The 12054-nt window shown below is 66.3% G+C and carries 13 protein-coding genes; 7 read left to right on the top strand and 6 right to left on the bottom strand.

Annotated elements, in window-relative coordinates; genetic code table 11:
• Window positions 1–39: 39 nt before the first annotated feature.
• The 3 genes from AC3IR9_RS10765 to AC3IR9_RS10755 all read right to left on the bottom strand — a co-directional run bounded on the left by AC3IR9_RS10765 (window position 40) and on the right by AC3IR9_RS10755 (window position 3247).
• Complete coding sequence (locus tag AC3IR9_RS10765; RefSeq protein ID WP_489290656.1) at window positions 40–1620, bottom strand: SDR family NAD(P)-dependent oxidoreductase; 1581 nt, start codon at window positions 1618–1620, stop codon at window positions 40–42.
• Between the two features lie 199 nt (window positions 1621–1819).
• On the bottom strand, window positions 1820–2878 hold the full coding sequence (gene arsB / locus AC3IR9_RS10760; RefSeq protein WP_489290655.1) for an ACR3 family arsenite efflux transporter: 1059 nt from the start codon (window positions 2876–2878) through the stop codon (window positions 1820–1822).
• A gap of 54 nt (window positions 2879–2932) precedes the next feature.
• Window positions 2933–3247, bottom strand: a complete 315-nt coding sequence (locus AC3IR9_RS10755; RefSeq protein WP_489290653.1) for an ArsR/SmtB family transcription factor — start codon at window positions 3245–3247, stop codon at window positions 2933–2935.
• A gap of 39 nt (window positions 3248–3286) precedes the next feature.
• On the opposite strand from AC3IR9_RS10755, the gene arsH reads away from it, so the two are divergent.
• From arsH to AC3IR9_RS10720, 7 genes are all read left to right on the top strand, one after another.
• Window positions 3287–4027: an arsenical resistance protein ArsH gene (arsH, locus tag AC3IR9_RS10750; RefSeq protein WP_489290651.1), complete on the top strand. Its 741-nt coding sequence runs from the start codon at window positions 3287–3289 to the stop codon at window positions 4025–4027.
• Window positions 4024–4449 carry an arsenate reductase (glutaredoxin) gene (gene arsC / locus AC3IR9_RS10745; RefSeq protein ID WP_489290649.1) on the top strand — a complete coding sequence of 142 codons (426 nt, stop codon included), beginning with the start codon at window positions 4024–4026 and terminating at the stop codon, window positions 4447–4449. Before arsH ends, arsC begins: the two co-directional genes overlap by 4 nt.
• 60 nt (window positions 4450–4509) lie before the next feature.
• Window positions 4510–7050, top strand: coding sequence for a heavy metal translocating P-type ATPase (locus tag AC3IR9_RS10740; protein ID WP_489290648.1), 2541 nt, complete (start codon window positions 4510–4512; stop codon window positions 7048–7050).
• Window positions 7047–8069 (top strand): 2Fe-2S iron-sulfur cluster-binding protein, encoded by a 1023-nt coding sequence (locus tag AC3IR9_RS10735; RefSeq protein WP_489290647.1) that lies wholly within the window; start codon window positions 7047–7049, stop codon window positions 8067–8069. The genes AC3IR9_RS10740 and AC3IR9_RS10735 overlap by 4 nt, the downstream gene beginning before the upstream one ends.
• Window positions 8070–8112: 43 nt before the next feature.
• Window positions 8113–8616, top strand: coding sequence for a Cu(I)-responsive transcriptional regulator (gene cueR / locus AC3IR9_RS10730; protein WP_489290646.1), 504 nt, complete (start codon window positions 8113–8115; stop codon window positions 8614–8616).
• A 101-nt stretch (window positions 8617–8717) separates the two neighbouring features.
• Window positions 8718–8930: a heavy-metal-associated domain-containing protein gene (locus tag AC3IR9_RS10725; RefSeq protein WP_489290645.1), complete on the top strand. Its 213-nt coding sequence runs from the start codon at window positions 8718–8720 to the stop codon at window positions 8928–8930.
• A 152-nt stretch (window positions 8931–9082) separates the two neighbouring features.
• Window positions 9083–9634: a DUF998 domain-containing protein gene (locus AC3IR9_RS10720; protein WP_489295790.1), complete on the top strand. Its 552-nt coding sequence runs from the start codon at window positions 9083–9085 to the stop codon at window positions 9632–9634.
• A gap of 57 nt (window positions 9635–9691) precedes the next feature.
• Here AC3IR9_RS10720 and AC3IR9_RS10715 read toward each other — a convergent pair whose 3' ends face one another.
• The 3 genes from AC3IR9_RS10715 to AC3IR9_RS10705 all read right to left on the bottom strand — a co-directional run bounded on the left by AC3IR9_RS10715 (window position 9692) and on the right by AC3IR9_RS10705 (window position 12044).
• On the bottom strand, window positions 9692–10333 hold the full coding sequence (locus AC3IR9_RS10715; RefSeq protein ID WP_489290643.1) for a hydrolase: 642 nt from the start codon (window positions 10331–10333) through the stop codon (window positions 9692–9694).
• Window positions 10334–10420: 87 nt separating this feature from the next.
• Window positions 10421–11101 carry a hydrolase gene (locus tag AC3IR9_RS10710; protein WP_489290642.1) on the bottom strand — a complete coding sequence of 227 codons (681 nt, stop codon included), beginning with the start codon at window positions 11099–11101 and terminating at the stop codon, window positions 10421–10423.
• 76 nt (window positions 11102–11177) lie between these two features.
• Complete coding sequence (locus tag AC3IR9_RS10705; RefSeq protein ID WP_489295789.1) at window positions 11178–12044, bottom strand: pirin family protein; 867 nt, start codon at window positions 12042–12044, stop codon at window positions 11178–11180.
• Window positions 12045–12054: the final 10 nt, after the last annotated feature.

Genomic DNA, 12054 nt, shown 5'->3' with positions numbered 1-12054 from the left:
GTGGTTAAGGAAGCGTGCGCAAGCCCGATCCGCGCGCGCTCACCAGTCGGTGGGCGCGTAGTCCTTCAGGAACTGGCCCCAGACGTGCTCACCGCTGTTGAAGCCATGGATGATCGGATCGACGATGCGCGCGGCGCCATCGATGATGTCCAGCGGCGGATGGAAGCGCTCTTCCTGCACCTTGCGGGCGGCCAGGTCGGCCGGATCCTCGTCGGTGACCCAGCCGGTATCCACGCTGTTCATGTGGATGCCGTCGTTCTGGTAATCGGCCGCCGAGGTACGCGTCATCATGTTCAACGCCGCCTTGGCCATGTTGGTATGCGGATGCCGGGTGGTCTTGAAGTTGCGGTAGAACTGCCCCTCCATCGCCGATACGTTGACGATGTGCTTGTCGCGTTCGGGCGTGCCGAGCATCAACGGCTTCAACCGCGCGTTGATGATGAAGGGCGCGATGGCGTTGACCAGCTGGGTCTCCAGCAGCTCCACCGAGGGCACTTCGGCCATCAGCAGCCGCCACGAATTGCGCCCGCGCAGATCCACCTGCTGCAGGTCCTGATCCAGCCGCCCTTCGGGGAACAGATGCTGCTGGCCCAGCAGCTCATCGGCCAGCAACGGGACCTGCGACAGCTCGGCGGCGCGGGTCAGGCCCTGCGCACCGTCCAGGCCCTGCGCCGCAGGCAGCGTAGCCGGCTCTGCCGCCGGCAGCAGCTCGGCGCTGCGCAGGCCTTCGTACTGGCCGATCAACCTGCGCACCGTCTCGGGCAGCTCGTGCAGCGCGGCGGTCTCGCCGGCCATCATGTGCGCGTAGAACTGCGGCGGGCGGCGCACGGTCTGGCAGGCATTGTTGATGATGAAGTCCAGGCGCGTGCGGGTGGCCAGCAGTTCGCTGCAGAAGGCCTCCACGCTGGGCGTATGGCGCAGGTCCAGGCCGTAGACCTGCAGCCGATGGCCCCACTCGGCGAAATCGGGCTCTTCGGCATACCGCGCCGCCGAGTCGCGCGGGAAGCGCGTGGTCACGATCAGTTCGGCGCCCGCGCGCAGCAGCTTCAGCCCGGCCTGGTAACCAATCTTGACCCGGCCGCCGGTCAGCAGCGCCACCCGTCCACGCAGGTCGGCGGTCTCGGTACGCTTGAAGTAGTTCAGCTCGGCGCACGCCGGGCACATCTGGTCGTAGAAGTGGTGCAGCTGGGTGAACTTCTGCTTGCACACATAGCAGTGGCGCAGTTCCAGCGACTGCACCGGCTCGGGCGCGGCCTCGGCACCCTCACCGTTGCGCGCGTCATGCAGGCCGGCCGCATGCGGCGGGAAGAAGTTCGGCGTGCTGAACACCGGCTTGCGCCGCAGTGCACGGATACCGGTCTGATCGAGCAGCGCTTCGGACTTGCGCACCTTCTCCTGGTGGCGTTCGCGCGCCTGCTGCTTGAGCTTCACCCGCCGTGCCTTCGGCTCGGGGTGGTAGACCTTGGCCACCACCTGGTGCAGGCGCACGCGGTCGGCGTCGGGCAGCGTGTCGAGCACGCTGCGATCGGCTTCGATTGCCTCCAAAAGGTCCAGCGCCTGGCGCAGGCGGTCGGTCAGGGGCAGGTCGTCGGCAGCAGGCGGTGGGGCAATCGTGTTCAATTCAGATCCGGAGAGAGCGGCGGGAAGACGGAGTAGGGCGCGGAGGGATGACCGCCGCGATGCGGGTCCGTGCCGTGGCGGACCGGGTGCTTCCGATCCGGTCTATTGTCCCCGATCCTGGGGTGTCGGCGCCAATCGCCGGGCCCAGGCCCGCGCTGCGGCGGCTCGGGGGCCGGTTTCCGAGCGCATGCCGGGGGATTCAGCGGCGCGATGCGTCGGCGGGAAAGTAGCGTCTGCCCCAGCGCAGGGCCACATGGACCAGCAGGATCAGTACCGGCACCTCGACCAACGGCCCGATGACGGCCGCGAAGGCCACCGGTGAGGCCAGGCCGAAGGCCGCGATGGCCACGGCGATCGCCAACTCGAAGTTGTTGCCCGCCGCGGTGAAGGCGATGGCGGTGGTCCGCGGGTAGTCCCTGGCAACCCACCGCCCCATGAAGAAGCTCAGGGTGAACTGGATGATGAAGTACAGCACCAGTGGAAGCGCAATGCGCACCGCATCCACGGGTAACCGCAGCACATCGGCGCCTTTCAGGCTGAACATCGCCACGATGGTGAACAGCAACGCGACCAGGGTGATCGGGCTGATGGCCGGCAGGAATCGTGTTTCATACCACTGGGTTCCCTTGGCTGCCTTCAGCCAGCGCCGGGTGATGAATCCGGCAAGGAACGGTATGCCCAGGTAAATCAGCACCGCTTCGGCGATGGTCCAGACGCTGACCGCGACAACGCTGCCCTGCAGGCCGAGTACCGGTGGCAACCAGGACAGGAAGAACCACGCGTAGACACTGAACAGCGTGATCTGGAACAGCGCGTTGAACGCCACCAGGCCAGCCACATACTGGCTGTCGCCGCGGGCCAGCTGGTTCCATACCAGCACCATGGCGATACAGCGCGCCAGTCCAATCAGGATCAGGCCGGTCATGTAGTCGGGGTAGTCGCGCAGGAACAGCACGGCCAGCCCGAACATCAGGAACGGGCCGATGATCCAGTTCTGCAGCAGCGAGAGCATCAGCACCCGCTTGTCGGCGAAGACCTGGGGCAACGCTTCGTAATTCACCTTCGCCAACGGTGGATACATCATCAGGATCAGGCCGATGGCGATCGGAACGTTGGTCGAGCCGAGCGTCAGGCGGTGGAGTGCCACGGGCACGCCCTCGAACGCTGCGCCGATGCCGACCCCCAGCGCCATCGCGGCAAAGATCCACAGCGTGAGATACCGGTCCAGGAACGACAGGCGGGGGGATTCAGCGGACATGCGCAGTTCCAGGCGATGGACGGGGCACCCGTGCCGGGGCACGGGCAGGGGGGGTCAGCAGCCGGCGGGGCGATCGCAGGGCTGCTCATCAGCGCAGCAGTTCTCGGTGAGGTAGGCCACCAGGGCGCGCATCGCCTCGAACTCGGCCCGATAGCAGATGGTCCTGCCGCGCGGCTCGGCCTGGATCAATCCGGCGGCCATCAGTTCCTTCAGGTGAAAGGACAGCGTGGCACCGGGCAGGGAGAGCGCCTGTGCGATATCACCGGCCAGCTTGCCGCTGCCTCCGGCCTTCACCAGCAGACGAAAGATGGACAGGCGACTGGGGTGGCCAAGCGCAGCCAATGCGTGAGTTGCGGTCTTATGTTCCATGATTCTAGAATAATGGAACATTACGCGACAGGCAACCCCATGCAGACGGTTCCCCATGTGCTCCAGGCCGCCCTGGACATCCCCTCGATCGCATCGCTGCAGGGCGCCGCGCCGCGGACGCACCGGCCCCGCATCCTGATTCTGTACGGGTCGCTGCGGCCACACTCGTTCAGTCGCAAGCTCGCCCTTGAAGCACAACGGTTGCTTGACCACCTCGGCGCGGAAACCCGGCTGTTCGACCCGCAGGCGCTGCCGCTGCTCGATTCCGTGCCAGCCTCCCATCCCAAGGTGCAGGAACTGCGCCAGGCGTCGCTCTGGTCGGAAGGGCAGGTCTGGGTGAGCCCCGAACGCCACGGCACGATGACGGCCGTGTTCAAGAACCAGATCGACTGGCTACCGCTGGAAGAGGGCAGCGTGCGGCCGACCCAGGGCCGGACCCTGGCGGTGATGCAGGTGTGCGGCGGGTCGCAGTCGTTCAACGTGGTCAATGCCCTGCGCGTGCTGGGCCGTTGGCTGCGCATGGTCACCATTCCCAACCAGTCCTCGGTCCCCAAGGCCTGGCAGGAGTTCGATGACGACGGACGGATGAAGCCCTCGGCCTATTACGACCGGGTGGTGGACGTGATGGAGGAGCTGGTCAAGTTCACCCTGCTGGTCCGTGGGCACAGCGACTACCTGGTGGACCGCTACAGCGAGCGCAAGGGGGCTGCCGAAGCAATCGCACTGGCGAGGGCCGCAGGCGTGCTGGAAACGAGCGTGAACCCCGAGGAAAATGCATGAACGCCACGATTTACCACAACCCGCAGTGCGGTACCTCGCGCAACACCCTGGCACTGATCCGCCATGCCGGGATCGAGCCGGAGGTGATCGATTACCTGGCGGCCCCGCCCAGCCGCGCGCGCCTGGTCGCGTTGATCAGTGCGGCCGGCTTGTGCGTGCGCGATGCCCTCCGGCAGAAAGACACGCCCTATCTGACGCTGGGCCTGGACGATACCGCGCTGAGTGACGATGCATTGCTGGACGCGATGCTGCGTTACCCGATCCTGATCAACCGACCGTTCGTACAGACCGACGCTGGCGTTCGCCTGTGCCGGCCCTCCGAAGTGGTGCTGGAGATTCTTCCGCGGGTCGCGGCGGCGTTTTCCAAGGAAGATGGTGAGGTGGTCATCCATCCGGATGGAACGCGCGCCGGGCACCCTTGACCTTCCCATCGTTGGAATCCCCAGACTGGCCGCAACACAGACTCTCCAAAGGGCAGCCAGATGGCTTCCGTGGTTATCCAGAAAGACGCCGTTTCATCCCACCCCCGTGCCGGGCGGCTCAGCCTGCCCATCAAGGGAATGACCTGCGCGTCCTGCGTGGGTCGAGTGGAGCGCGCACTGCAGGCAGTGCCGGGCGTGGCAACGGCCATGGTCAACCTGGCCACCGAGCGCGCGGACGTCGCCTTCATCGGCGCGGCCGATCCACAGGCTGCCGTCAGCGCGATTGAAGGTGCCGGCTACGCAGTCCACGAGGAGACCAGCGAGCTGATGATCGAGGGCATGACCTGCGCGTCCTGCGTGGGTCGCGTCGAGAAGGCCCTGCGCCAGGTGGCCGGGGTGCTGCAGGCCGACGTGAACCTGGCCACCGAGCGTGTGCGGGTACGGCACCTGGCAGGCGTGGTAACCCTCGCCGACCTCGACGCGGCCATCGCGAAGGCTGGCTATACCGCACGGCGCCTGCCCGACGTCCCCGGGGGCGGTGGCGATCAGGACGCCGCGCGGCGTGAGGCGGAGGGGCGGGAGCTGCGCGGCGCGCTGTTGATCGCGGCCATCCTCACCTTGCCGGTCTTCATCCTGGAGATGGGCTCGCACCTGGTGCCGGCGATGCACCACTGGGTGATGCACACCTTGGGCGAGCAGACCAGTTGGTACCTGCAGTTCGCGCTGGCCACCCTGGTGCTGTTCGGGCCTGGCCTGCGCTTCTTCCGCAAGGGCGTGCCGGCGTTGCTGCGAGGCGGCCCGGACATGAACTCGCTGGTGTCGGTCGGCACGGCCGCGGCCTACAGCTATTCGGTGGTCGCCACGTTTGTGCCGGAGGTGCTGCCCCCGGGAACGGCCAACGTCTACTTTGAAGCCGCCGTGGTCATCGTCACCCTGATCCTGCTGGGGCGCACCCTGGAGGCACGTGCCAAGGGCCGTACCTCGCAGGCGATCAAGCGGCTGGTGGGTCTGCAGGCCAAGACCGCACGGGTCGAGCGCAACGGTGCCATCGTCGAGATTGCCCTGGACCAGGTCGCCCTCGGTGACGTTGTGCTGGTGCGTCCCGGCGAGAAGGTCGCGGTGGACGGGGAGGTGGTTGAAGGTGCCTCGTACGTGGACGAGAGCATGATTACCGGTGAGCCGGTGCCGGTATCGAAGGGAGTGGGCGCGGCCGTTGTCGGTGGCACGATCAACAAGACCGGCGCGTTCAGCTTCCGCGTCACCCAGGTCGGTGCCAACACGGTGTTGGCGCAGATCATCCGCCTGGTGGAAGAAGCGCAGGGTTCCAAGCTGCCGATCCAGGCGCTGGTCGACAAGGTCACCCTGTGGTTCGTACCGGCGGTGATGGTTGCCGCCGCATTGACCTTCCTGGTCTGGCTGGTCTTCGGCCCCGCACCGGCGCTGACCTTCGCGCTGGTCAATGCGGTCGCCGTGCTCATCATCGCCTGCCCGTGCGCGATGGGGCTGGCGACGCCGACCTCGATCATGGTGGGCACCGGGCGTGCAGCGGAACTGGGTGTGCTGTTCCGCAAGGGAGAGGCGTTGCAGGCATTGCGGGACGTGAGCGTCATCGCGCTGGACAAGACCGGCACCCTGACCAAGGGGCGCCCTGAGCTGACCGATCTGGTGCCGGCCGAGGGCTTTGACTACGACGAAGTGCTGGCGCTGGTTGCCTCGGTGGAGAGCCGTTCGGAGCATCCGATCGCCGAAGCGATCCTTGCCGCGGCCACGCAGCGCGGCATCGCCCTTGTCCCGCTCGATGCCTTCCACGCCACGCCGGGCTTTGGCGTGGCGGCAACCGTGGGCGGACGCCCGGTCGCGGTAGGCGCAGACCGGTTCATGACCGAGCTGGGCCTGGACGTGAGCCGGTTCGCCAGCGCGGCCAGGCAGCTGGGGGAAGAGGGCAAAAGCCCGCTGTATGCGGCCATCGATGGCCGCCTGGCGGCAGTGATCGCCGTTGCCGACCCGATCAGGGAAACCACGCCGGAAGCGATCCGGGCCCTGCATGCTTTGGGCCTCAAGGTGGCGATGATCACCGGCGACAATGCGGCCACCGCTGCGGCGATTGCCCGGCAGCTGGGCATCGACGAAGTCGCCGCCGAGGTATTGCCCGATGGCAAGGTGGCCGCGCTGAAGCGGTTCCGCGCCAACGGTGCGCGCGTCGCCTTTGTCGGCGATGGCATCAATGACGCCCCGGCACTGGCCGAGGCCGACGTCGGGCTGGCCATCGGTACCGGTACCGATGTGGCGATCGAAGCGGCTGACGTGGTGTTGATGTCCGGCGACCTGCGTGGCGTGCCCAACGCGATCGCACTGAGCCAGGCGACGATCCGCAACATCAAACAGAACCTGTTCTGGGCCTTCGCCTACAACGCGGTCCTGATCCCGGTCGCGGCCGGCGCACTGTATCCGCTCAACGGCATGCTGCTGTCGCCGATCTTCGCCGCTGCCGCGATGGCGCTCTCCAGCATCTTCGTGCTGGGCAACGCGCTGCGGCTCAAGCGCTTCCGTGCGCCGATGCGCATGGAGGCCGGTGCGGTCCCGCAGGAAGCGCGGCCATGATCCGCTACATCGAACTGCCCCAGCAAGGGCGAACACTGGTGGTGCAGGAGGGCGCCACCGTGCTTGAGGCCGCCTTGGCGGCCGGCATCGCCTATCCGCATGGGTGTCGCGCCGGTCGCTGCGGTTCGTGTTTGTCACGCCTGATCAGCGGAACGGTCCAGCATCGGCCGCACAGCCGTTTCGCCCTGACCGACGTGCAGAAGGCGCAAGGGTGGTTCCTTGCCTGCAGTGCCCTGCCGCAGACCGATCTGGTCGCGGCCTGGGCCGCTGACCTCGACGCAGGCCCCTCCCACGCGGTTCAACGCCTGGACTGCCACGTGCAGGAAATCGAGACCCTGACGCACGATATCAAGCGCATCCGCCTTGCGGTCGGCGATGCTCAAGCGATGGCGTTCCGTGCTGGCCAGTACGTACGGTTGACCTTCCCGGGCGCGCCGCCCCGCGACTACTCCATGGCCGGCCAGACCGGCGCGGGCGAGCTCGATTTCCACATCCGCCGGGTGCCCGGCGGGCTTGCGAGCGAGCGGGTCCACGCACGCTTGCGGATCGGCGATCCGGTACTGATGGAGGGGCCGCTGGGGGCGTCACATTATCGTCGGCAGCATGCCGGCCCCATCCTCTGTATTGCCGGCGGTTCCGGCCTGGCGCCCATCCTTGCGATCGTGGAGGCGGCGCTGGCAGACGGCACGCGGCAGCCGATCCATGTGTACGTCGGCGCGCGTACCGCGCGTGACCTGTACCTGGTTGCGCATTTCAAGCAGCTGGCCCGGGCGCACGCCCACCTGACCTTTACCCCGGTGCTCTCCCAGGACGCCGACCAGGCCCGCTGGCGAACCGGGTGGGTGACCGACGCGGTTGCCGAGGATCACCCGCGGATGGAGGGATGGAAGGCCTACGTGGCCGGCCCACCGCCGATGGTTGAAGCAGCCATGCGCATCTGCCGGGCGGCGCGCCTCGGTCCGGATGACCTGCATGCCGATGTCTTCTTTACCCCCGACGCGGCGCCGGTGGGCGCTTGAAACGGGGTTCTATACTGATGTGGACGTTACCAAGGGAAGCACGATGAATATCGGCCAGGCAGCAACATTCTCCGGCGTGTCGGCGAAGATGATCCGGTACTACGAGAAAATCGGCTTGATACCGTGCGCCAGCCGCTCTGACGCCGGCTACCGGAACTACACCCTGCAGGAGGCCAACAGCCTTCGCTTCATCCGCCGCTCACGCGATCTGGGCTTCACCGTCGAGCAGATCTCCGAACTGCTCCTGCTCTGGCGCGACCGCGAGCGGACCAGTGCCGATGTCAAGAAGGTCGCGCTTTCCCATGTGGAGGAGCTGGAAGCGAAGATCGCGGAGTTGCAGGCCATGGCGCATACGCTGCGCGAGCTCGCCAACCACTGCCACGGCAATAATCGCCCCGATTGCCCGATCATCGAAGACCTGGCAGACCCGACCGCATCGCGGGAGCGGGGCAGTCGGCCCGGGGCAACCGGCAAGACGCCGCGCTTTGGCCTGGATATGCCGGCGTCATCGCGCGTGCGCAAGGCAACGACGCGTAGCATGTCCTGAACGGCAGGGAAGGATTGGCCGAGCGGTCGAAATTCCTGATTGACCTTGTCACGCTGTCAACGCCCAGGATGGTCGGTGTACCCACCAACCAGGAGCTTCACATGCATCAGTTCCACATTCCGACCATGACCTGCGGCTCGTGCGCTGCGCCGGTGAGAGCCGCGCTGCTCAGCGTGGACCCCCAGGCGCGTATCGAAACCGACCCGTCTGCACGCCAGGTGCGGGTCGACAGCGTACTGGATGAAGCCGCCTTCCTTGCCGTGCTGGCCGAGGCCGGGTATCCGCACCGCGGAGACAGCGCAACGCAGTCGTAACCGGGAAGAAGCGGGGTGTACCCGTGGCCGGGGTAACCCGCCGGCCACGGCATGCAGGTCCGCCTCGACGGGCGAACGGCCGCCGAGCGGATGACGAACATGAAGGCAACTGCTAACGTCGCCGCTTTCCCGACTGACTGACGGTGATTGCGATGCGTGGATGGGCGACCCGACAAGCGGTGTTCCTTCCCCTTGGCGCGATGCTGGTCCTGATCCTGGTGGGTTTCACCGTGCCCGGATACAGCTCGGTCTCCCAACACCTGAGCGAGCTTGGCCTGCTGCCGGGGCTGCCTGCCTATGCCGAGCACATCGCGGCGACGATCAGTGGAACAGCCATCCTTGTTTTCAGCCTGTCACTGCTGATACCGGGCCGACGTTTCGTGCTCACCGCAGTGACGTCCGCGTTGTTTGGGATAGCAATGCTCAGCAATGGCATCTTCCTCACGGGCAGCCCGTTGCATGGCCTCTACGGCATCGGCATGTTTTCGGTGCTTACCCCGCTGCTCTTTCTGGTGGAGCTTGGACCGCAGGCCTCTTCGCGCATCCGCTGGGCGTCGCGTTGGACCTCGCTGGTGGCCATGACCTATCTCTGGTTGATGGTGGTCGGCTTGGACCCGCCTCCGTACCACGGCCTTACCCAACGGCTGGCACTGCTGCCGGCGTTTGGCTGGTACACCGTCGCGGCGTTGGAGCTGCGTCGCTAACAGGCCGCGTTGCCGGCACGGAGGGAGCAAGGCGTCGGCCTCGCTCCCTCGATGGGCTTACTCGGTCTGGTCGTAGGAGAACTGGATGCCAGCCGTGCCACCGGTTTCAATGAACAGCTTGATGAAGTCCGGCACCGTTTCATGGCGCTGCCAGTCGCGCTGCAGTTCGCAGAACAGCTGCGGCACGCTGATCAGCTGGCCGCCGGCCTGTTCGATACGACGCAGCGCCGCTTCATGCGCGGCAACGGACGTGCCGCCAACGGCATCGACCACGACATAGACCTCGTAACCCTCCTTGAGGGCGTCCAGGGCGGGGAAGGTCAGGCAGGCCTCGGTCCACAACGCGGTCATGATCAGCTTCCTGCGACCGGTAGCTTCGACGGCCCTGCGGAAGTCGATGTCTTCCCAGGAGTTGATGGTAGTGCGGTCGTAGGTCGGGTAGTCGGACAACACCTTGCGCAATTGCGGAATCGGCGGTTTGTTCAAGCCGGTCTTTACATTCACCGTCGAATGCACGATCGGCAGGCCATACGCCACCGCGGCCTTGGACGCGCCCACGATGTTGTCGACCAGCAGCTGGCGATCCATCGAGGCGATGGAGTTCACCTGGACGGGCTGGTAGTCGATGATGATGAATGCTGCATTCTGCGGGGTGAGCAGGTGATCGCTGTTCGGATCGCGGATCGGTTCACTGGACATTGCAATTCTCCGGAGGAGGCGGCACAGAGCCGCAGGGGGGGGCGCCAATGCGGGGCGGCCGTCAGCCAACACGCCGCCCCGGCGGGATCAGCTGCGCTGCGAATCCAGCGGTTCCTGGTGCTTCTGCACGTCCTGTGCCTTCAGGTAGCTCTCGATCAGCAACTGGTAGTTGGGGAAGATGTGGGTGTAGATCGCGGCCCACTGCTCGGCGTCATCGCGATGCCAGGTGCGCTGCAGCTCCGAGGCCACTGCGGCGGTGTCCATCGGCACGACGCCGGCCTGCACTACGCGCGCCAAGGTGATTTCCTCGGCCATCTTCGAGTAGGTGCCCGACGCATCGACGACGGCGAACACCTGGTAGCCATCGGCGACTGCGGCAATGGCCGGGAATGCCATGCACACACTGGTGATGGTGCCGGCGATGATCAGCTGCCGGCGGCCGGTGGCTTTCACTGCGGCGACGAACTCCGGGTTGTCCCACGCATTGATTTCGCCCCTGCGCGGGACGTACGTGGCATGCGGGGCGGCCTGGTGGATCTCCGGGATCAAGGGGCCATTGGGGCCTTGCGGCACCGAGGCGGTGGTGATCACCGGCATCGTCGTCAGCGTGGCCATCTTCGCCAGCGCGGTGGCGTGGGCACGTACGGTGGTGAACGGCATGTCGCCGATGGTCTGGAACAGGCCGCTCTGGTGGTCGATCAGCAGCATCGCGGCATTGTCCGGGTCGATCACCGGACGGGCGCCGTTGAAGTTGGCAGGTGCGCTCATAGTCATTCTCCTGGAATGTGGGGTGGTGGGGGGCGTTGGGACGGGGCAGGGGGAACAGCGCCGCCCCGTGCTGGGGTCAGTGCGGAATCTGACCGAACTGGCCGCTTTCAAAATCGGAGAAGGCCTGGGCGATCTCCTCCTGGGTATTCATGACGAACGGCCCGTAGCCTGCGATGGGCTCGTCGATGGGCTCGCCACTGAGCAGCAGCACGGTGGCATCGCTCGCCGCGTCCATGAAGACGCCTTCGCCCTTGCGGTCGAGCATCACCATCTGTGCTTCACCAACGCTCTGCCCCCCGTTGATTCGTACGCTGCCCTTCAGCACGACCACCGCCAGCGTCCAGCCTTCCGGCACAGGCAACCTGAGCTCATGCCCCTGCTGAAGCCGGATGTCCCAGACGTTCAACGGGGAGTGCGTGCGTGCCGGGCCATGGGACCCTGCGAACTCACCGGCGATCACCCGGATACGGCCGGCGGCGTCGGGGAGGTCCACGACCGGAATATCCTGGTCAAGGAGCGTCTGATAGCCCGGCGGGCCCATCTTGTCCCGGGCGGGCAGGTTCACCCACAACTGCACCATGTCCAGGGTGCCGCCACGGCGGGCGAACGCGGGGGTGTGGAATTCCTCATGCAGGATGCCCGAGGCCGCGGTCATCCACTGCACATCCCCCGGGCCGATGGTGCCGCCGGCCCCGGTCGAATCCTGGTGGGCCACCTCACCGTCATAGACGATGGTGACGGTCTCAAAGCCCCTGTGCGGGTGCTGGCCGACGCCGCGCTGCTGATCGGTAGGCTCGAAACGATGGGGACCGGCATAGTCCAACAGCAGGAAGGGGCTGAGGTGCTGACCATGGGTGCTGTACGAGAACATCGAGCGGGCAGGGAACCCGTCACCCACCCAATGGGCGCGCGGGGCACTGTAGACGCCAAGAACTGCCTTCATCACTGACTCC

The organism is Stenotrophomonas sp. GL_101 (genome assembly GCF_057835675.1).
The sequence above is the reverse complement of the archived record's forward strand: the minus strand, read 5'-3'. Positions and strand labels throughout refer to the sequence as shown.

Excerpts from the sequence above, each read along its gene's own strand:
- arsB (WP_489290655.1), bottom strand. The coding sequence starts at position 2,878 with ATGTCCGCTGAATCCCCCCGCCTGTCGTTCCTGGACCGGTATCTCACG.
- AC3IR9_RS10755 (WP_489290653.1), bottom strand. The coding sequence starts at position 3,247 with ATGGAACATAAGACCGCAACTCACGCATTGGCTGCGCTTGGCCACCCC.
- arsH (WP_489290651.1), top strand. The coding sequence starts at position 3,287 with ATGCAGACGGTTCCCCATGTGCTCCAGGCCGCCCTGGACATCCCCTCG.
- arsC (WP_489290649.1), top strand. The coding sequence starts at position 4,024 with ATGAACGCCACGATTTACCACAACCCGCAGTGCGGTACCTCGCGCAAC.
- AC3IR9_RS10740 (WP_489290648.1), top strand. The coding sequence starts at position 4,510 with ATGGCTTCCGTGGTTATCCAGAAAGACGCCGTTTCATCCCACCCCCGT.
- AC3IR9_RS10735 (WP_489290647.1), top strand. The coding sequence starts at position 7,047 with ATGATCCGCTACATCGAACTGCCCCAGCAAGGGCGAACACTGGTGGTG.
- cueR (WP_489290646.1), top strand. The coding sequence starts at position 8,113 with ATGAATATCGGCCAGGCAGCAACATTCTCCGGCGTGTCGGCGAAGATG.
- AC3IR9_RS10725 (WP_489290645.1), top strand. The coding sequence starts at position 8,718 with ATGCATCAGTTCCACATTCCGACCATGACCTGCGGCTCGTGCGCTGCG.
- AC3IR9_RS10720 (WP_489295790.1), top strand. The coding sequence starts at position 9,083 with ATGCGTGGATGGGCGACCCGACAAGCGGTGTTCCTTCCCCTTGGCGCG.
- AC3IR9_RS10715 (WP_489290643.1), bottom strand. The coding sequence starts at position 10,333 with ATGTCCAGTGAACCGATCCGCGATCCGAACAGCGATCACCTGCTCACC.
- AC3IR9_RS10710 (WP_489290642.1), bottom strand. The coding sequence starts at position 11,101 with ATGAGCGCACCTGCCAACTTCAACGGCGCCCGTCCGGTGATCGACCCG.
- AC3IR9_RS10705 (WP_489295789.1), bottom strand. The coding sequence starts at position 12,044 with ATGAAGGCAGTTCTTGGCGTCTACAGTGCCCCGCGCGCCCATTGGGTG.